The sequence below is a fragment of the Streptomyces sp. NBC_00873 genome, assembly GCF_045207415.1.
Taxonomy (GTDB): Bacteria; Actinomycetota; Actinomycetes; order Streptomycetales; family Streptomycetaceae; genus Streptomyces.
Genome location: NZ_CP108803.1, coordinates 3,766,132 through 3,785,363 on the forward strand (window position 1 = coordinate 3,766,132; position 19,232 = coordinate 3,785,363).

Genomic DNA, 19,232 nt, shown 5'->3' on the forward strand with positions numbered 1-19,232 from the left:
ATGCAGATCCACAAGTACGACACCGTCATCGTCGGCGCAGGCGGCGCCGGCATGCGCGCGGCCATCGAGTCGACGAAGCGCAGCCGTACCGCCGTGCTCACAAAGCTGTACCCGACCCGCTCCCACACGGGCGCCGCGCAGGGCGGCATGGCCGCCGCGCTCGCCAACGTGGAAGAGGACAACTGGGAGTGGCACACCTTCGACACGATCAAGGGCGGCGACTACCTGGTCGACCAGGACGCCGCCGAGATCCTGGCGAAGGAAGCCATCGACTCCGTTCTCGACCTGGAGAAGATGGGCCTGCCGTTCAACCGCACGCCCGAGGGCAAGATCGACCAGCGTCGCTTCGGCGGCCACAGCCGTAACCACGGCGAGGCCCCGGTCCGCCGGTCCTGCTACGCCTCGGACCGCACCGGCCACATGATCCTCCAGACGCTGTACCAGAACTGCGTCAAGGAGGGTGTGGAGTTCTTCAACGAGTTCTACGTCCTGGACCTGCTGCTGCAGGAGGACCCCGAGACCGGGCTGAAGAAGTCCGCGGGCGTCGTCGCGTACGAGCTGGCGACCGGCGAGATCCACGTCTTCCAGGCGAAGGCGATCATCTTCGCCTCCGGCGGCACCGGCAAGTTCTTCAAGGTGACGTCGAACGCCCACACCCTGACCGGTGACGGCCAGGCCGCCGCGTACCGCCGCGGTCTGCCGCTGGAGGACATGGAGTTCTTCCAGTTCCACCCGACGGGCATCTGGCGCATGGGCATCCTGCTGACGGAGGGCGCCCGTGGTGAGGGCGGCATCCTCCGCAACAAGGACGGCGAGCGCTTCATGGAGAAGTACGCGCCCGTCATGAAGGACCTCGCGTCCCGTGACGTCGTGTCCCGCTCCATCTACACGGAGATCCGTGAGGGCCGCGGCTGCGGTCCCGAGGGTGACCACGTCTACCTCGACCTCACGCACCTGCCGCCGGAGCAGCTGGACGCGAAGCTCCCGGACATCACCGAGTTCGCGCGTACGTACCTCGGCATCGAGCCCTACACGGACCCGATCCCGATCCAGCCGACCGCGCACTACGCCATGGGCGGCATCCCGACCAACGTCGAGGGTGAGGTGCTGGCCGACAACACCACCGTCGTCCCGGGCCTGTACGCCGCCGGCGAGGTCGCGTGTGTCTCCGTGCACGGCGCCAACCGTCTGGGGACCAACTCGCTGCTCGACATCAACGTCTTCGGACGCCGGTCGGGCATCGCCGCCGCCGAGTACTCGGCGAAGAACGACTACGTCGAGCTTCCCGAGAACCCGGCACAGCTGGTCATCGACCAGGTCGAGCGGCTGCGCAACTCGACGGGCACCGAGCGTGTCGCGACGCTCCGTCTGGAGCTGCAGGAGTGCATGGACGCCAATGTGATGGTGTTCCGTACCGAGCAGACCATCAAGACGGCCGTCGACAAGATCGCCGAGCTGCGCAAGCGCTACCTGAACGTGTCCATCCAGGACAAGGGCAAGCGGTTCAACACGGACCTCCTGGAGGCCATCGAGCTGGGCAACCTGCTCGACCTGGCCGAGGTCATGGCGACCTCCGCGCTGGCCCGTAAGGAGTCCCGCGGCGGTCACTACCGCGAGGACTACCCGAACCGCGACGACGTCAACTTCATGCGCCACACCATGGCGTACCGCGAGGTCGCCGACGACGGCACCGAGTCGATCCGGCTCGACTACAAGCCGGTCGTCCAGACCCGCTACCAGCCGATGGAGCGTAAGTACTGATGGCTACCCCGACTCTGGACAAGGTGGAGGCGGAATCCGCCGTCTCCCCGTACATCACGGTCACTTTCCGGATCCGCCGCTTCAACCCCGAGGCCTCCGACGAGGCCAAGTGGCAGGACTTCCAGATCGAGATCGACCCGAAGGAGCGTGTCCTCGACGCCCTTCACAAGATCAAGTGGGAGACCGACGGCACGCTGACGTTCCGCCGTTCCTGCGCCCACGGCATCTGCGGCTCCGACGCGATGCGGATCAACGGCAAGAACAGGCTCGCCTGCAAGACGCTGATCAAGGACATCGACCCGGAGAAGCCGATCCTGATCGAGGCCATAAAGGGCCTCACGGTTCTCAAGGACCTCGTGGTCGACATGGACCCGTTCTTCCAGGCGTACCGCGACGTCATGCCGTTCCTCATCACCAAGGGGAACGAGCCGACGCGTGAGCGTCTGCAGTCCGCCGAGGACCGCGAGCGGTTCGACGACACCACCAAGTGCATCCTGTGCGCCGCGTGCACCTCGTCGTGCCCGGTGTTCTGGAACGACGGCCAGTACTTCGGCCCGGCGGCGATCGTCAACGCGCACCGCTTCATCTTCGACTCGCGTGACGAGGGCGGCGAGCAGCGACTGGAGATCCTCAACGACCGTGACGGTGTGTGGCGTTGCCGCACCACCTTCAACTGCACGGACGCGTGCCCGCGTGGCATCGAGGTCACCAAGGCGATCCAGGAAGTGAAGCGCGCGCTGATCACGCGTCGCTTCTGACCCTCCCGGTACGTCAGTTGCACAGGAGGCCCCGTTTTCCGCAGGAATGCTGCGGGAGGCGGGGCCTCCTGCTGCGCTGCGCAGGTCCGTTCGGTACGGTCCTGCTCTGCCTGGTCGGGCTCCTCTTCCTCCTGATGAAGGAGAAGGAGACGACCGGGTTCATCCAGGTCTCGGGGACCAGCAGCGGCCGGCACCCCTCGACGATGATCCAGGCGACCGGCCCGGAGACGTTTCAGATGGTGATGGCCCAGGTCAACACCGCGCGCTCGATGAACATCTGACGCGCCGCAGGCGAACGAGCGGACCGGGGCGGCGCCGGGTCACTGGCCTCGGAGCCGGGACGAACTCCGGGCGGCACTGGCCGAGTACGCGGTCAGGGGGATCAACGACGACACGGCGTAGGGCTGTTCCCTCCTCGGCTTCCGGACGGCCCCGGCAACCTCTCAGCCCCAGTCGGCTCCGCCGCGGTCCTCGGCGACGACCATGATGCGGCGCAGCATGTCGTTGAGCAGGATGCGTTCGTCCTTGTCGAGTACGCCGAGGAGCCGGTACTCCTCGTGGCCGAGGAAGTCCATCGCACCGAGCCAGGTCGAGCGGCCCTCCTCGGTGAGTTCCACGTCGACCCGTCGCCGGTCCGTGGTGGAGGGCGTACGGCGAATGAATCCGCGCCGTTCGAGCGCGTCCAGCCTGCCGGTGACGGAGGCGGGGGCGAGGTCGAGGTCGGCGGCGAGTTCGGAGGGGGCCGCCTTCCCGCCGCGTCCGGCGAGCTTGTGGAGCGTCTCGAACTCCTGGCGGTCCAGATCGAAGTCGACCAGGGACTGTTCACGCACGCGCCGCAGGTGGACGGAGAGCCTCTTCATGCGCGTCACCGCGCCCTCGACATCGGGATCGAGGTCGGGAAGCACGGGCTTCCACCGCTCGACATGTCCGTCGGTCCAGTCGCGTGGCTCCATGAGGAAAGGGTACGCCCGGCGTATGCATGCGCTTCGGCGTCAGATATTTCGTTGACGAATAATTCGACGTCGAATTATATTTCCTCGCATGTCGCACCCCTTGCGCACGCGCGCCTTCCGCCTGCTCTTCATCGGACGCACCCTCTCCCTCCTCGGCGACGCCGTCATCCCCGCGGCACTTTCCGTCGCCGTCTACCTGGCCACCGGCTCGACCGCCGCCCTCGCCCTGGTGCTGGCGTGCGCGATGGTGCCCAAGCTGCTCCTGCTGCCGCTCGGCGGCGTCGTGGGCGACCGCTTCAACGCCCGCACGGTGGCGCTCTCCACCGATCTCGTACGGTGCGCCACCCAGCTCTTCGTCGGCGTGGAGCTGCTCGGCGGTGAACCGCGGCTCTGGCAGATCGCGGTCGCCGAGGTGATCGGCGGCGCGGCCGGCGCCTTCGCCATGCCGACCATGTCGCCGCTGATCCGCGGCACGGTGGAAGCCCCGGGCCTGCTGCGCGCCAACTCCCTGATGGCGGTCGCCACCAGCGTGACCCGGCTCGGCGGCCCGGCCGTCGCCGGAACGCTGATCCTCACCGCGGGCCCCGGCTGGGCGTTCGTGCTGGACGGTGCGAGCTTCGCGGTGAGCGCCGCACTCCTGTCCGCCATCAAGGTCCGGCACGTGCCGATACCGCGCCGCTCGATGCTCGCCGACCTCAAGGAAGGCTGGGGCGAGGTCCGCGGCCGCGACTGGTACTGGACGAGCCTGATCGCCCACTCCGTGTGGAACGGTGCGGCGGCTGTCCTGATGACCCTGGGGCCGGCACTCGCCATCGAGGACATGGGCGGCAAGAGCACCTGGATCGCCCTGCTCCAGACCGGCGCGGTCGGCCTCCTCCTCGGCTCGCTGCTGGCCGGGCGCGCCCGCCCGCGCCGCCCGGTCCTGGCCGCCAACCTGGGCCTCGCCACGTACGCACTCCCCCTCGGCCTCCTCGCGGCCGGCGCCCCCGCCCCGCTGACCATCGCCGGGTACGGCATCGCGCTGGCGGGACTCGGCTTCCTCGGCCCGGTCTGGAACACCTCGGTCCAGTCCGCGGTACCCGCCCACGCGCTGGCCCGCGTGACGTCGTACGACTGGCTGCTCTCCCTCGGCGCGATGCCACTGGGCTACGCCCTGGCCCCGGTCGCCGCCGCGGCCTGGGGTCCCGAAGTCCCGCTCGCCGTCGCCGCCGTGGCGGTCGGTACGGCCTGTCTGGCGACGGCAGCGGTACCGGGCGTACGACGCTTCAAGACCCCTGTGACCCAGGCCGGGGCGGCCGGGGACAAGCGCTCCGGAGTATCCGCTTGAACATGTTCACATGCAGGTCCAGAGTCCCCGACAACGGCTTTTGAACGCGTTCAAAGGGGGGTGGGGCACGGACCTCACTGTTGTCGCGTACGTCATCTACCTGCTGATCAGCGTCGGGCTCACCGTGTGGGTCGCCCGCACGGAATGATGCACCTCGGGAACGTCTACGTACTCAACAAGATCCGCCGCCGCGGGCTGATGGAGCGTGAGCAGACCCCGCCGGTACCGCCGCAGCGCTGGACGGGCCCCGCCGGCCAGGGCCCGTGGGCCGCACCCGCCACAGGCCGGTGACCGGGCCGGTGGCGGTCACGGCCGACTGGGGACGGATGCCCGTCGAGGGACTCACCGCTCTACGACGCGCAGTGCCCGCTCTGCGTCCACCTGCACCAGTGGCTGATGAAGCAGCGTCAGCTCGTCCCGCTCGATCTCGTCCCGGCGGCCTCCGAGGAGGCACGGCGCCGCTTCCCCGGCCTCGACCACTCCGGGACACTCTCCGAGATCACCGTGATCGGCGACCGGGGGCAGATCTACCGGGGGACCTCCGCCTGGATCGTCTGCCGCTGGGCGCTGGCCGGACACCGGCCCACGTCGCACTGGCTGGCCACCCCCGCGGGGCTGCCGTTCGCCCGGGCGTCCGTGCTCGCCGCCGCGAAGTACCGGTCGCTGACGGCGGCGCCCTGCGGTCCCGCGGACGGAGCGTGCCAGGTCCCCGGCACGGAGAACCAGGGCGGGCAGCTACCCTCGGGGCTGTGGTGAAGGAAGCGAAGGAAGCCAAGGCTCCCAAGAGCGAGCAGACCCGCACACTCATTCTCGAAACGGCGCTCCGGCTCTTCGAGGAACGCGGCTACGACAAGACGACGATGCGGGCCATCGCGCAGGAGGCCGGGGTCTCCGTCGGCAACGCCTACTACTACTTCACGGGGAAAGACGCTCTCGTCCAGAGCTTCTACGACCGGCTCGCCGCAGAGCACGAGGCGGCGGTGAAGCCGGTCCTGGAAGGCGACAAGGACCTGGCCGTGCGGATCCGCGGGGTACTGCTCAGCTGGCTCGACGTGGCCGAGCCGTACCACCGCTTCGCCGCGCAGTTCTTCAAGAACGCCGCCGATCCGGAAAGCCCGCTCTCCCCGTTCTCCGAGGAGTCGGTTGCGGCCCGGGAGGCGGCGATCTCCATTCATGAACGGTGCCTGCGCGGCTCCAGCACCAAGACCGACCCCGAAATGACCGACGTGCTTCCGCAGTTGATGTGGCTGATACAGATGGGTCTGGTGCTGTTCTGGGTGTACGACCGGACGGAGGGCGCCGAGCGCAGCCGCCGCCTCGTAGAGCGCACCGCACCGATCGGTGCTCGGGCGATCGCGCTCTCCCGGTTCCGGGTGCTGCGACAGCTCGTACGGCAGATCCACGACGTACTGACGGACTTCCTGCCCGGGACGGTGAAGCAGCCGACCACCGAGCGGCCGGGGCGGGAGAAGGCGTAAAGGGCCGGGGCCGACCGGAGACCCCACACGCGGTGTGCGGCAGTCTCCGACCCGGCCCCGGCCCTTTACGGATCCGAATGAGCCCAGTGCCCTTCCCGGCAGACTCTGCGCCGTCGCACCGCCCGGCACGCCCGCTCGCCGCGTTGGCCAAAAGCCCTGGCAGCTCCTTCCCCAAGATCTCAACTTCGTTCAAGCAGGGGAGACTCCACTCAAGGACTTCCGGCCGGTCTTATGGGGCAAACACTGCCGGTCACGGCACTAGATCCAGCTGAGTTCCCACAGCCGCCAGATGCCCGTACCGTCCGACAGGTACTGCGAGCCGGAGACATCGGTCTTGCTGAGCACGTAGTCCTTCTTCTGCCACAGCGGCACGAGCGGCACGTCCTCGCCGACCAGCGCCTGGAGCTCCTTGAAGTCCGCCGCGGTACGGCTGCGGTCGCTGTACTGCAGCGTCGCCGTGATCAGGTCGTCCATCTTCTTGCTGGTGTAGCCGTTGTGAAGGCTGCTGTCGCGGCCTACGAGCGGCTGGCTGAAGGTGTCGGGGTCCGGGTAGTCGGGCAGCCATCCGACGGTGTACGCGTCGTACTTGCCGGCCGCGTAACCCTTCTGGAAGTCCTGCCAGTCCACGGCCTTGACCGAGACCTTGAACAGCCCGCCCGCCTCCAGCTGGCGGCGGAGCTCGGCGGTCTCCGTCGTGTACGCGTCGTCGGCGCGGTAGGCGAAGTTGATGTGCAGCGGGGTCTGCACGCCCGCCTCCTGCATCAGCCGCTTGGCGCGCGCCGGGTCGGGCGCCGGGTAGGCGTCGAAGAACGGCGTGCTGTGCCCGATGTAGCCCTGCGGGATCAGCGAGTAGAGCGGTTCGACGGTGCTCTTGTAGACATCTGCCACCAGCGGCCCGCGGTCGATGATGGACGCGATGGCCTGCCGGACCCTCTTGTCGGCGAGCGGGGACCCGGCGCGCACGTTGAAGACCAGGTTGCGGATCTCGGCGCTGTCCGCCTCGGTGATGCGAATGTCGGGGTCGCCGGGGTTCAGTTCGGCGAGCGTGGACGGCGGCAGCTGCCGGTGCGTCACCTGGACCTGTCCGGACTTCCAGGCCGCCAGGAGCTCGTCCGACTGCTTGTAGTAGCGGATGGTGACGGGGACGCCGGTCTTCTTCAGCGCGCCCTTGTACCGGGTGTTCGGGACCAGCTCCGCCTCGACGCCCGGTTGGTACGACTTCAGGACGTACGGCCCCGAGCCGTCGACCGTGGTTCCGGTGCGGAGCTTGTCCGCCGGGTACTCGTCGCGGTCGACGATCGAACCGGCTCCGGTGGCGAGCTTCTGCGGGAAAGTCGCGTCAGGCGAGGAGAGGTTGAAGGTGATCGTGCGGCCTTCGGACACCACGCTCTTGAGGCTGGGGAACAGGACCCACGGACCGACGTTCGTCTTGATCTTGATCATGCGCTCGATGGAGTACTCGACATCGGCGGCGGTAATCTTCCGGCCGCTGGCGAAGGTCAGGTCGTCGCGCAGTTTGCACTGGTACGTCTGGAGCTTCTGGCCGATGAACCCACAGCTCTCGGCGGCGTCCGGTTCCGGGACGATCGCCCCGGACTTGAACGTCATGAGGGACTGGTAGAGGTTGCTGTATATCGCCCAGGAACCGGCGTCGTACGCGCCGGCCGGATCGAGGGACGTCACCTCGTCCGTCGTCCCGACCATGATCGGATCACTCTTCACCTCGTTCGAGGGAAGCAACTGCCAGGCGACGACGCCTGCGATGACCAAAACCGCGAGAATCGCGAGAATCCGTAGCCGGATCGACCGCATTGCCGTGCTCTCCCTTAACAGCCCCACCTGGGCAGACGTGCTCAGAAACGCACATCACCGTGCTCACGGTCAGCCAATCACACGATTTTCACATCTGGAAGAGGAAATCTGTATCTCGTAGCCTTTTGTTCGACAGTTGAAACCTCAGTTGGGCCGAACGGCTGAAAACCATGGAGACGCCGCGCAGTTGAGTCGTCCCTTTTATGTCGTTACGCCTGACGGGACACCAGGTGGACGACGGTGATGTCGGAGAGGGCGCCGACCCGCACGGGCGGACCCCAGGCACCCGCACCCCGGGAGACGTACAACTGGGTGTCGCCGTAGCGCTCCAGGCCGGCGACCGTGGGGTTGGCCAGTTCGGCGACGTAGTTGCCCGGCCAGAGCTGGCCGCCGTGGGTGTGGCCCGAAAGCTGGAGATCCACGCCGTACGCAACAGCGTCGTCGATAACGACGGGCTGATGGGCGAGGAGGACGGAGGCGCGGGTCCGGTCCCGGTCGCCCAGGGCGCGCTCGAAATCGGGGCCCTGCCCCTCGCTCTCACCGGCGACGTCATTGACCCCGGCGAGATCGAAACCGTCGATCTCGACCCGGGCGTTCTCCAGCGGGTGCAGCCCCAATTCCTTTACGTGATGGACCCATTGGGCCGCACCGGAGAAATACTCATGGTTGCCGGTGACGAAGAACGCGCCATGGCGGGCCTCCAGCCGGGCGAGCGGTTCGGCGGCCGGACCGAGGTCGGCTACGGAGCCGTCGACGAGGTCCCCGACGACGGCGATCAGATCGGGCTGGGTCCGGTTGATCGTGTCGACGATCCGCTGGGTGTGGGCGCGGCCCAGGGTCGGGCCGAGGTGGATGTCGCTGACGACAGCGATCCGGAAGCCGTGCGCGGCGCGGGGCAGTTTGGCGAGCGGGACGGTGACCTGCTTGACGCGCGGACCGCGCAGCACGCCGTAGGTGCCGTAGCCGACGGTGCCGAGCCCGGCGACGGCGGCCGCGCCCCCGACGGCGCGCGCGACGAAGAGGCGGCGGGAGGGGTCGGCGGGGGGCGTGACGGGGGCGTCGGCGACGAGGGTGGCAGGGGTTCCGCTCACGGGCGCACGGGCCGGGGAGTTCTCCCCCGCGGGTGCTTCGGCCTGAGATGAAACGGTTTCGGCCGAATCGTTCTCGGTAGCCGTACCGCCGCCCGCCCGGCGCGCGAGGACCCGCCGCAGAACAGGCCGTACCGCCTCGCCCACCAGCAGAGCCAGGGTCAGGTACAGCAGCGCCGCCAGCCACAGATAGCCCGGCCAGGCCAGCACCTGCTGCAGCCAGAACGGGGCGCCCGCCCACCCGGAGACCAAGGCGCCGACGCTCAGCAGCGGCAACAGCCAGACCGCCGCCGTGCCCACCCGGCGCAGCGTGCCGCCCGGGGCCGTCGTGTCGGCGACGAAGCGGCGCCACACATAGCGGTGCACACCGACGAGCAGCGCGAGGACCGCCAGCGCCACCGGAACGAAGACCACTGCCACGTGCACTCCCCCACCCACGTGCGGCTCTCGGTACGCCTGCGCCTTGCGCGCCGACGCTTCGTACACCTATGTCCGGTCGCCGCCCGGCCGGTTATGAACGTTCGCGGCGCAGCGCCCTGAGTCCGCGGAACCCGATCACACCGACCGCCGTCCCCAGGAGAAAGGACGTGATGGCGAGCAGCAGATGCACCCAGAAGTACGCAGTCGGGTCACCCGCGTCGTCGAAGGCAAGTCCACTGCCGTCTTTCCATAGATTCTTGGCGAAAGTGACCCAAATGACCCAGCTCCACACCCCGAAGGCGAGCAGGAACCAGGAAACGGGGCGGCTGAGCTTCATGGATCCAGTATCGCCGCCACGCTCCGGCCGGAGCGCCCGGGGTGGGCTGTCCCGGCGTCGCGGACGGCCGGTCAGCAGGTCCGCAACACTCGTCACATCATCAGCCTGTACGTTTCCAACCGTGCCCGCTCTGAAAAAGACCGCGCTGACGGTCATCTCCGCCGCTCTGCTGTCCACTTTTGTCATCGGTCCCGCGTCAGCGGTCGACAAGGACATCGCCGACGACCCGAAGCCGACCGCCCCGATGTCGAAGGTCGGCGGCGCGCAGCTCGGCCGGGTCGGCACCCAGGTCGAACTGGGTCCCGGAGCCCCGGTGCTGCCGAAGGACCTCACCGGGCGGTCCTGGATCGTCGCGGACGCGGAGAGCGGTGAGGTGCTGGCCTCGCACAACTCGCACTGGCGGCTGCCCCCCGCGTCCACCCTGAAGATGCTGTTCGCCGACACGGTCATGGACTCGCCCGAACTGCAGCCGAAGACCCTGCAGCACAAGGTGACGGACGAGGACCTCGCCGGTGTCGGCGAGGGCAGCAGCCTGGTCGGCGTCAAGAAGCACCTGACCTACACGGTCCACGACCTGTGGCTCGGTGTCTTCCTGCGCTCCGGCAACGACGCGGTACATGTGCTGTCCGCGATGTACGGAGGCGTGCCCAGGACCGTCGCCGCCATGCAGGCGCACGCCGAGGAGCTGCAGGCCCTCGACACGAACGTCGTGTCTCCCGACGGTTACGACGCACCCGAACAGGTCTCCAGCGCGTACGACCTCACCCTGTTCGCCCGCAGTGGGCTGCAGAAGGAGGACTTCCGCGAGTACTGCTCGACGGCCACGGCCGACTTCCCCGGGGGGAAGAAGAAGGGGAAGAAGCGCCGGACCTTCGAGATCCAGAACACCAACCGGCTGCTCACCGGGGCCGGCGGCGTCGAGCCGTACAAGGGCATCGCAGGCGTCAAGAACGGCTACACCACGCATGCGGGCAACACCTTCACAGGCGTCGCCGAGCGCAACGGCAAGGTGCTGCTCGTCACCGTCATGAACCCGTCGTCGAAGGAGCCCCACGCCGTCTACAAGGAGGCCGCGAGCCTCCTCGACTGGGGCTTCGACGCGGCCGGCAAGGTAACCCCGGTCGGCGAACTGGTCCCCCCGAAGTCCGCGCAGACGGGCACCGGGAAGAGTACGGAACCGGCCAACGGCAACAGCGCCGCGGGCACCTCCGGCTCGGGAAGTCCGGCCGCCACCGGGGCGGCGGCCGCCAAGGGCTCCAGCGGGGTCGGGATCGCACTGGGGATCGTCGGCGGGGTGCTGGTGCTGCTGGCCGGCGGCGTGTTCCTGGTCAACCGGCGCTGGCCGCTGCCGGACCTGGTGCGCCGCCTCCCTCGCCGCTGACGTCCGCGACGCCCTCCCTGATGTCCTTGCTGCTCCGCGTCGCCGTCCAGGCGGCGCAGAACAGCAGCAGCCTCGCGGTGAAGTTGATCCACAGCAGGAGGGCCACCGGCACGCCGAAGGCGCCGTACATGCTCTTCGACGCGACACTCTTCATATAGCTGCCGAGCAGCAGCTTGAGGAGTTCGAATCCGATCGCGCCGATCACCGCCGCTGTCAGCAGCCTGCGCCGCGGCGGCTTCACGCCCGGCAGCAGTGTCAGCAGATAGAGCAGCAGCAGGAAGTCGGCCACGGCCGCCACGAGCAGGGCGGCGGTCTGCAGCAGCACTCCGCCCGCGCCACGGTTGGCGATGCCCACCAGGCCGGCGGTCCAGCCGACCGCGGTGGAGCCCGCCGTGGAAACGGCAAGGGTGACGAGCGCGGCTCCGCCGAGGCCGATCAGCAGTCCGGCGTCCTTGAGCTTACGGACGACCGGATTGCCCTGGTCCACATCATCCTTCTCCCAGACCGCGCGCAGACAGCCCCGCATCGCACCGATCCAGCCGACGCCGGTGAAGAGCAGCAGCGCACCGGCGACCAGCCCGACCGTGCCCGCATTGGCCACCAGATTGCTGATGCCCAGCTGGTCGGAGATGCCCGGCACCTGGTCGGCGATCGACTTCTCGATCTTGTGCAGTTGCTCGTCGGAGAGCAGCGCGGCGCCGATCGCCGCGCCGACCGCGATCAGCGGGAAGAGCGCCAGGAAGCTGATGAAGGTGATCGCGGCGGCGAGCCTGCTCCAGTGGACCCGGTCCAGCCGTTCGTACGAGCGCCAGGCGTGCGTCATCATCAGCCGGGCGACAAGTGGCCCGATGACGGGGAGATTCTTCAGCCAGTCCATGACGTGCGCGTACCCTCCTGGGCGCGGAAAACCGGTGTGCGGGTCCCGGGCGCGGGCGCCGGGGTGGTGTCGGGCCGGACCCGTGGGCGACACGGCCGGACGGGCCAACTGCACCACAGAGCCGCGGGCGTCGACGGCGACCAACACCCGGTACGGCCGAGGCGGAACCCGGCAGGCGGGACCCTCGCAGCTCGGCGACCGCCGGTCCGCACGGGGGCCATCCGCACCAGTCCGATGGCGGCGAGCGCCCGGTCTCCCGGCACCACGTCCTCGGGCGGTGCTGCGGTACGCGGTGCCCGCCGACCGCGGCACGCCCGGCGCCCCCGTCCTGTAACAAATCCCTCAAAGGTGTTTTCTCGGGCGATACGGTCACCACCATGTCTGTCGACACCGTCTCCCTGACCGGCTGGGGCCGTACCGCCCCGACGACCGCCCTGCGGTTCCGTCCCCGTACGTACGAGGAGGCGGCGGATGCGGTGCGCGGCTGCGGACCCCGTGGTTCCATCGCGCGCGGTCTGGGCCGGGCCTACGGCGACGCGGCACAGAACGCGGGTGGCTCCGTCCTCGACATGACCGCGCTGAACCGGATCCGCACCATCGACGCCGCCACCGGTCTGGTGGTGTGCGACGCGGGCGTGAGCCTGCACCGGCTGATGGAAGTACTGCTGCCGCTCGGCTGGTTCGTGCCGGTGACTCCCGGGACCCGTTACGTCACCGTGGGCGGAGCGATCGGCGCCGACATCCACGGCAGGAACCATCACGTCTCCGGCTCCTTCTCCCGCCACGTACAGGACATGGAGCTGCTGACCGCCGACGGCGGGATCCGTACGGTCCGGCCCGGCACCGCTCTCTTCGACGCGACCGCGGGCGGCATGGGGCTGACCGGGGTGATCCTCTCGGCCACGCTCCGGTTCCAGCCGGTCTCGACGTCACTGATGTCGGTCACCACTGAACGGGCTGTCGATCTGGACGACTTGATGGCCCGGCTCACCGCCTCCGACCACCGCTACCGCTACTCGGCCGCCTGGATCGACCTCCTCGCCCGGGGCAGGGCGACCGGGCGCTCCGTACTCACCCGAGGGGAGCACGCGCCCCTGCATGTGCTCCCGGTGCGCGCCCGGCGCACACCGCTCGCGTTCCGCCCGGGACAGCTGCCCGTCGCGCCCGCGTTCGTACCGGACGGACTGCTCGGACGCACCTCTGCCGCCCTCTTCAACGAGCTCCGGTACCGCAGAGCCCCCACGTACCGCATCGGCGAACTCCAGAAGCTGTCCACGTTCTTCCACCCGCTGGACGGCTTGCCGCACTGGAACCGGGTGTACGGCCGCAGCGGCTTCGTGCAGTACCAGTTCGCCGTCGGATACGGGCAGGAGGAGGCGCTGCGCCGGATCGTGCGCCGGATCTCGCGGCGGCGCTGCCCGTCGTTCCTGGCCGTGCTCAAACGGTTCGGGAACGGCGATCCGGGCTGGCTGTCGTTCCCGGTGCCCGGCTGGACGCTCGCCCTCGATCTGCCTGCCACGCTGCCGGACCTGGCCCGCTTCCTCGACGAGCTGGACGAGGAGGTCGCGACGGCCGGTGGCCGCGTCTACCTGGCGAAGGATTCCCGGCTGCGCCCCGAGACGCTGGCCGCGATGTATCCGCGGCTGCCCGAGTTCCGGGCGCTGCGCGCCGAAATCGACCCGGACGGGGCGTTCCGTTCGGACCTCTCCCGCCGCCTCGGCCTCTGAGCCCGCGCACTGCCCGCTCCCCCGCCCCCGCCCCCGCCCCCGCCCCCGCTAGGAGTGATTTCATGAAGGACGCCTTCGGTGCCCCGCAGTCCCTGCTCGTCCTCGGTGGGACATCGGCGATCGGGCTCGCCACCGCGCGCCGGCTGATCGCCCGCCGCACCCGCACGGTCTGGCTGGCCGGACGCCCCTCCCCCGCCCTGGAGTCGGCCGCGGCCGAACTGCGGGAACTGGGTGCGTACGTCCGTACCGTCGCCTTCGACGCCCTCGACTCCGAGTCCCACGAGACCGCTCTCGGCAAGATCTTCACCGAGGGCGACATCGACATGGTGCTGCTCGCGTTCGGCATCCTCGGGGACCAGGAACGCGACGAGGAGGAACCGCTCTCCGCGGTCCGGGTCGCCCAGACCAACTACACCGGCGCCGTCTCCGCCGGACTCGTGTGCGCCGGCGCACTCCAGGCGCAGGGGCACGGATCGCTGGTGGTGCTGTCCTCGGTGGCGGGTGAGCGTGCCCGGCGCGCCAACTTCATCTACGGGTCGAGCAAGGCGGGCCTGGACGCGTTCGCCCAGGGGCTGGGGGACGCGCTGCACGGCACGGGGGTGCATGTGATGGTCGTACGCCCCGGCTTCGTACGGTCGAAGATGACGGCGGGGATGCCGGAGGCACCGCTCGCGACGACCCCGGACGCGGTCGCGGAGGCGATCGTGACGGGACTGCGGCGGCGCTCGGAGACGGTGTGGGTGCCGGGGGCGCTGCGGGTGGTGATGTCGGCGCTGCGGCACGTGCCGCGGCCGCTCTTCCGGCGCCTGCCGGTCTGAGAGCAGCGCTTACGGCCTCGCCCACGACAGGGACTGGGCGCCCGACGCCCTGCGGCTCCGCTTGACGCCGCTCGCTGATCCACTCCCTGTCGGGGGGTGGCCGTTACCGACGCCTCAGGGCCGCAGGGACGGCTCGTCCACGGAGCTGCTGCCCTGCGCGGGCACGGCGGGCGCGCCGCCCTCGGCCCCGAACGGGAACTCGTTGATCTTGCGCCAGACGGCGTCCGGGCCCTGTTCGTACAGCGCGAAGGAATCGCAGATCCAGGACGCCTCGTAGTCGGCGAGCTCCTCGTACGCCCGTTCCATCGCCTGCTCCGGGATGTCATGCGCCACGGTCACATGCGGGTGGTACGGAAACTGCAGCTCGCGCATCAGCGGGCCGGACGCGTCCCGCACCCGCTTCTGCAGCCAGGAGCAGGCAGACGCGCCCTCGACGACCTGGACGAAGACCACCGGCGACAGGGGGCGGAAGGTCCCCGTGCCGGACAGCCGCATCGGGAAGGGACGGCCACCTGTCGCGATCTCGGCGAGATGCCGCTCGATCGCGGGCAGGTCGGCCGCCTCCGCCTCGGTCGGCGGGAGAAGCGTGACGTGGGTGGGAATGCCGAATGCGGCAGGGTCCCCGAAGCTCGCGCGCCGCTGCTGGAGCAGGCTGCCGTAGGGCTCCGGGACCGCGATCGAAACGCCGAGCGTAACGGTCCCCACGTCGTTCTCCTCACTCTTCGAAGTCGGTGACCGGCGTTGCCGCCGTCACCGCGGCCGGTGGCTGGATCCAGGCCATCACCGGGATTGGTCTCCTGCCGCCAGTGTGCAGCCTCGAGCCGTCATCTCGCCAGGGTCCTCGGACTCAGTGCTTCGCGGGCAGAAAGCCCATCCGGTCGTATGTCCGGGCCAGGGTCTCTGCGGCTACCGCCCGGGCCTTCTCCGCGCCCTTGGCCAGGATCGAGTCCAGCGTCTCGGGGTCGTCGAGATATTCCTCGGTACGGGTCCGGAACGGTGTGACGAACTCGACCATGACCTCTGCGAGGTCGGTCTTCAACGCACCGTAGCCCTTGGCCTCGTACTTCTGCTCCAGATCCGCGATACCCGTGCCGGTGAGGGTGGAGTAGATGGTCAGGAGGTTGCTGACACCTGGCTTGTTCTCGACGTCGTACCGGATGACCGTGTCGGTGTCGGTGACCGCGCTCTTGACCTTCTTGGCCGTGGTCTTCGGCTCGTCGAGCAGGTTGATCAGGCCCTTCGGCGTGGACGCCGACTTGCTCATCTTGATCGACGGGTCCTGCAGGTCGTAGATCTTCGCCGTCTCCTTGAGGATGTACGGCGCAGGGATGGTGAACGTGTCGCCGAACCGGCCGTTGAAACGCTCGGCGAGGTCGCGGGTGAGCTCGATGTGCTGGCGCTGGTCCTCGCCGACCGGGACCTGGTGGGCCTGGTAGAGCAGGATGTCCGCGACCTGGAGGACCGGGTACGTGAAGAGGCCGACGGTCGCCCGGTCGGCGCCCTGCTTGGCGGACTTGTCCTTGAACTGCGTCATCCGGGAGGCCTCGCCGAATCCGGTGAGGCAGTTCATGACCCAGCCGAGCTGGGCGTGCTCCGGGACATGGCTCTGGACGAAGAGTGTGCAGCGCTCGGGGTCGAGACCGGCGGCCAGCAGCTGGGCGGCGGCGAGCCGGGTGTTCGCACGCAGCTCCGCGGGATCCTGCGGAACGGTGATTGCGTGCAGGTCCACCACCATGTAGAAGGCGTCGTGGGACTCCTGCAGCGCCACCCACTGGCGGACCGCACCGAGGTAGTTGCCGAGGTGGAACGAGCCTGCGGTGGGCTGGATTCCGGAGAGCACGCGGGGGCGTTCAGAGGCCATAGAACTCATTGTCTCAGGTACGGAACCGATCTCCGGCAGCCGGTGTATGAAAGGTGTGAGGACGCAGGAGGGGGCCCTGCAGAGGGGTCGGGAGGGGGGCCGCGCCGTCGAGGACGGGGGTGCGGACCGCGCTCTCGGGCGTGCCGGAGGGCAGGCCGAGGGGCGGGCCGAACAGCGGACCGGGACTCGTGCCGCGGCGCCGGAAGGGGCGCGGGCAGAGGACGAGGCCGCGGTAATCGCTCGTGTGCGCGCCGGAGAGGCGGAGGCATACGCGCAGCTGGTGCGCGCCCACACGGGCGTCGCGCTGCGGGCCGCGGTCGCCTTCGGGGCGGGTGCCGAGGCGGAGGATGTGGTGCAGTCCGCGTTCTTCAAGGCGTATCAGTCGCTCGGTCGATTCCGGGAAGGCGCGGCATTCCGGCCGTGGCTGCTGCGGATCGTCGTGAATGAGACGAGGAACACACTACGGTCGGCGGGCCGGGCGCGTGCGGTGGCCGGGCGCGAGGCGGTGCTGCGGGGCGCCGAGCCGGTGATACCGGAGTCGGCGGATCCGGCGGTGGCGGCGCTCGCGGAGGAGCGGCGGACGCTGCTGACAGCCGCGCTCGACGAGCTGAGCGAGGAGCATCGGCAGGTCGTCACCTACCGATACCTGCTGGAGATGGACGAGGCGGAGACGGCGCGGACGCTGGGCTGGCCGCGGGGGACGGTGAAGTCCCGGCTGAACCGTGCTCTGAAGAAGCTGGAGAAGAAGCTCGGGACCGAAGCGGGAGGGAGTGACGTCGGGTGACGGGTGCGAATGATCCGGACCGGGCGCGCTTGCGGGCGGAGCTGCTGGCGCTGGGGCGTGGGATGGAGGTCCCCGAGCCGGAGGGCGGCGGGCTGACGATGGCCGAGCGGGTGCTGGCGCAGATCGTCGCCGAAGCGGTCCCGGTGCCTGTGCCGGTACCCCCGGGGCGGCTGGAGCGGGCCCGGGGGTGGGCCCGTCGGCGGGCCCGTCTGCTGGCCGCGGCACTCTCGGGGCTCCTGGTCGTGCTGGTGCTGACGCCTCCGGTACGGGCGACGGTCGCCGACTGGTTCGACTTCGGCGGGGTGAACGTGCGGTACGACCCGTCCGCGCCGGTCCCCGAGCAGCCGGGAGCGCCGGTGCCGGGCTGCGGCACCCCGGTGACGACGGCGGAGGCGGCGCGGCGGTCGGGCTTCCGGCCGGTCGTGCCCAGGTCGCTCGGTGCGCCGGACGCGGTGTCCGTGTCGGGGCTCCCGGAGGGCCGGTGGATGGTCACGCTGTGCTGGCAGGAAGAGGGGCGGACGATACGGCTCGACGAGTTCGCGGCGCCGCTGGATCCGTACTTCATCAAGCAGGTGCAGGAACAGCCGGAGTGGCTGAAGGTGGCCGACGGCCGCGGCGGCATGGTGGACGGCCTCTGGTTCGCGAGGCCGCATGTGCTGCAGTTCGGCCTCGTCGACGGGGACGGTGTTCGGTGGACGCGGTCCCAGCGGACGGCTGGACCGACTCTGTTGTGGGTGAAGGGCGGGCGGCTGACTCTGCGGCTGGAAGGCGTGGCCCCGCGGGAGCGGGCCCGCTCGGTCGCCGGGTCCGCCCTCTGACGGGCCGGCGACCGGCAGGCCGACGACCGGTGGGCGAAATCGGTAGGCCCGAAATCGGTGGGCCCGGAGCGGAACCTGCGGGGCTTGAACGGTGTACCAGAGGTGACGCGGTGCGGACGGGCCGTACCGCACAGTGCGACAGCAAAGGGGGCGTCATGCGAAAGCCAGGAAGCCTGTTCACGCGAGGGCGGAGGGTGCGTTCCGTGCAACGGCAAGGGGGCCGGTTCAGGCGGCAGCCGGCGGCCCTGCTGCTGCGGCGGTCAGCCGTGCCGGCCGCGGTGTGGGGGCTGAGTCTCTGCCTCGCGCCGAGTGCGGTGGCAGACGCGTCGACGACCGTGCTCGTCTCCTCGCCCGACAGCGGGGAGGCGACCGCACTCTCCGTCTCGGATCCGAGGTATGCCGCGCTGGAGACCTTGCTGGGCCCGGCCGGAAAGGGCGCCAAGCAGCGGCCGCAGAGCATGGACGGGGCGATGGGGACCCGGCAGATCGATGTGACCTGGATGGTCCTGGATCTGGAGCCGATGCGGACCGACCGCGTCTTCCCGGGAGACGATCCGGACACCATCTGGATACACACGGCCTCCGAAGTCCCCTATACCTACCGCGGGTACTGGCACCGGGCGAAGAATCCGGCGGAGCTGGTCAAGCTGTTCACGGAGCTCGGGCTGATGGGGAAGAAGAGCAACGAGGACGCCTACGCGAAGTTGTTCCCGCAGGCCTGGGAGAACAAGAAGGCGTCCGCCCCGAAGGCCCCGTTGGCCGGCCTCGCACCGGGACCGGAGACTTCCTCGTCCGCTCCCCCGTCGACTTCCGCGGACACCGCCGGTGCCGCCGGCTCCTCCGACCGCTTCGACGGCGTGTGGTGGGCCGTACCCGGGCTGGTGGCGGGGGCGGCGCTCGCCCTGGCCCTGCGCCCCCTGGCAGCCCGCCGGGGCGGTGACGGGGGTGGCGGAGGCTGGGACGGCCGGGAGAGCGGCCCCCGCCAAGAGCTCCTGGACCTCTGACTGCGCAAACGCATGGGCGCGCCGTGGA

The 19,232-nt window shown here is 69.6% G+C and carries 18 protein-coding genes and 2 pseudogenes; 13 read left to right on the plus strand and 7 right to left on the minus strand.

Going from position 1 to position 19,232, the window contains the following annotated elements:
* From sdhA to OH809_RS16990, 3 genes and pseudogenes are all read left to right on the plus strand, one after another.
* Entirely contained in the window at window positions 1-1,761 is a 1,761-nt protein-coding gene (gene sdhA / locus OH809_RS16980; protein ID WP_037688282.1) for a succinate dehydrogenase flavoprotein subunit, read from the plus strand.
* Entirely contained in the window at window positions 1,761-2,519 is a 759-nt protein-coding gene (locus tag OH809_RS16985) for a succinate dehydrogenase iron-sulfur subunit (protein ID WP_406421589.1), read from the plus strand. Before sdhA ends, OH809_RS16985 begins: the two co-directional genes overlap by 1 nt.
* Window positions 2,520-2,620: 101 nt before the next feature.
* Window positions 2,621-2,800: pseudogene (locus OH809_RS16990) on the plus strand (hypothetical protein); the annotation flags it as partial.
* 162 nt (window positions 2,801-2,962) lie between these two features.
* Here OH809_RS16990 and OH809_RS16995 read toward each other — a convergent pair.
* The gene (locus OH809_RS16995; RefSeq protein ID WP_406421588.1) at window positions 2,963-3,472 is read right to left on the minus strand and encodes a MarR family winged helix-turn-helix transcriptional regulator; all 510 of its coding nucleotides are present in this window, start codon (window positions 3,470-3,472) and stop codon (window positions 2,963-2,965) included.
* A gap of 88 nt (window positions 3,473-3,560) precedes the next feature.
* Here OH809_RS16995 and OH809_RS17000 point away from each other — a divergent pair, with 88 nt between their 5' ends.
* From OH809_RS17000 to OH809_RS17015, 4 genes and pseudogenes are all read left to right on the plus strand, one after another.
* Window positions 3,561-4,799, plus strand: a complete 1,239-nt coding sequence (locus OH809_RS17000; protein ID WP_406421587.1) for an MFS transporter — start codon at window positions 3,561-3,563, stop codon at window positions 4,797-4,799.
* Between the two features lie 10 nt (window positions 4,800-4,809).
* Window positions 4,810-5,090 (plus strand): annotated as a pseudogene (locus OH809_RS17005) (hypothetical protein).
* A 105-nt stretch (window positions 5,091-5,195) separates the two neighbouring features.
* A complete protein-coding gene (locus OH809_RS17010) occupies window positions 5,196-5,555 on the plus strand; it encodes a hypothetical protein (RefSeq protein ID WP_406421586.1) in 360 nt (119 codons plus the stop codon).
* A complete protein-coding gene (locus OH809_RS17015) occupies window positions 5,549-6,277 on the plus strand; it encodes a TetR family transcriptional regulator (protein ID WP_406421585.1) in 729 nt (242 codons plus the stop codon). The genes OH809_RS17010 and OH809_RS17015 overlap by 7 nt, the downstream gene beginning before the upstream one ends.
* A gap of 258 nt (window positions 6,278-6,535) precedes the next feature.
* On the opposite strand, the gene OH809_RS17020 is transcribed toward OH809_RS17015, so the two are convergent.
* From OH809_RS17020 to OH809_RS17030, 3 genes are all read right to left on the minus strand, one after another.
* Entirely contained in the window at window positions 6,536-8,089 is a 1,554-nt protein-coding gene (locus tag OH809_RS17020) for an ABC transporter substrate-binding protein (RefSeq protein ID WP_406421584.1), read from the minus strand.
* Window positions 8,090-8,298: 209 nt separating this feature from the next.
* The gene (locus OH809_RS17025; protein WP_406425143.1) at window positions 8,299-9,591 is read right to left on the minus strand and encodes a metallophosphoesterase; all 1,293 of its coding nucleotides are present in this window, start codon (window positions 9,589-9,591) and stop codon (window positions 8,299-8,301) included.
* Window positions 9,592-9,688: 97 nt separating this feature from the next.
* Window positions 9,689-9,934: an SCO4848 family membrane protein gene (locus OH809_RS17030; RefSeq protein WP_037688258.1), complete on the minus strand. Its 246-nt coding sequence runs from the start codon at window positions 9,932-9,934 to the stop codon at window positions 9,689-9,691.
* A gap of 121 nt (window positions 9,935-10,055) precedes the next feature.
* Between OH809_RS17030 and OH809_RS17035 the strand changes: the two genes are divergently transcribed.
* Window positions 10,056-11,315, plus strand: coding sequence for a D-alanyl-D-alanine carboxypeptidase family protein (locus OH809_RS17035; protein ID WP_406421583.1), 1,260 nt, complete (start codon window positions 10,056-10,058; stop codon window positions 11,313-11,315).
* On the opposite strand, the gene OH809_RS17040 is transcribed toward OH809_RS17035, so the two are convergent.
* Entirely contained in the window at window positions 11,263-12,192 is a 930-nt protein-coding gene (locus OH809_RS17040) for a YihY/virulence factor BrkB family protein (protein ID WP_406421582.1), read from the minus strand. The genes OH809_RS17035 and OH809_RS17040 overlap by 53 nt on opposite strands.
* A gap of 377 nt (window positions 12,193-12,569) precedes the next feature.
* Between OH809_RS17040 and OH809_RS17045 the strand changes: the two genes are divergently transcribed.
* A complete protein-coding gene (locus OH809_RS17045; RefSeq protein ID WP_406421581.1) occupies window positions 12,570-13,919 on the plus strand; it encodes an FAD-binding protein in 1,350 nt (449 codons plus the stop codon).
* 62 nt (window positions 13,920-13,981) lie between these two features.
* Complete coding sequence (locus tag OH809_RS17050) at window positions 13,982-14,737, plus strand: decaprenylphospho-beta-D-erythro-pentofuranosid-2-ulose 2-reductase (protein WP_406421580.1); 756 nt, start codon at window positions 13,982-13,984, stop codon at window positions 14,735-14,737.
* A gap of 114 nt (window positions 14,738-14,851) precedes the next feature.
* On the opposite strand, the gene OH809_RS17055 is transcribed toward OH809_RS17050, so the two are convergent.
* Both OH809_RS17055 and trpS read right to left on the minus strand, forming a co-directional pair.
* Window positions 14,852-15,442, minus strand: coding sequence for a 2'-5' RNA ligase family protein (locus OH809_RS17055; protein WP_406421579.1), 591 nt, complete (start codon window positions 15,440-15,442; stop codon window positions 14,852-14,854).
* Window positions 15,443-15,584: 142 nt separating this feature from the next.
* Window positions 15,585-16,598 carry a tryptophan--tRNA ligase gene (trpS, locus tag OH809_RS17060; RefSeq protein WP_406421578.1) on the minus strand — a complete coding sequence of 338 codons (1,014 nt, stop codon included), beginning with the start codon at window positions 16,596-16,598 and terminating at the stop codon, window positions 15,585-15,587.
* Window positions 16,599-16,833: 235 nt separating this feature from the next.
* Here trpS and OH809_RS17065 point away from each other — a divergent pair, with 235 nt between their 5' ends.
* From OH809_RS17065 to OH809_RS17075, 3 genes are all read left to right on the plus strand, one after another.
* Window positions 16,834-17,382 (plus strand): RNA polymerase sigma factor, encoded by a 549-nt coding sequence (locus OH809_RS17065; protein ID WP_406516256.1) that lies wholly within the window; start codon window positions 16,834-16,836, stop codon window positions 17,380-17,382.
* Window positions 17,379-18,200 (plus strand): hypothetical protein, encoded by an 822-nt coding sequence (locus OH809_RS17070; RefSeq protein ID WP_406421576.1) that lies wholly within the window; start codon window positions 17,379-17,381, stop codon window positions 18,198-18,200. Before OH809_RS17065 ends, OH809_RS17070 begins: the two co-directional genes overlap by 4 nt.
* A 203-nt stretch (window positions 18,201-18,403) precedes the next feature.
* Complete coding sequence (locus tag OH809_RS17075; RefSeq protein ID WP_406515293.1) at window positions 18,404-19,204, plus strand: hypothetical protein; 801 nt, start codon at window positions 18,404-18,406, stop codon at window positions 19,202-19,204.
* The last annotated feature ends 28 nt before the right edge of the window (window positions 19,205-19,232 follow it).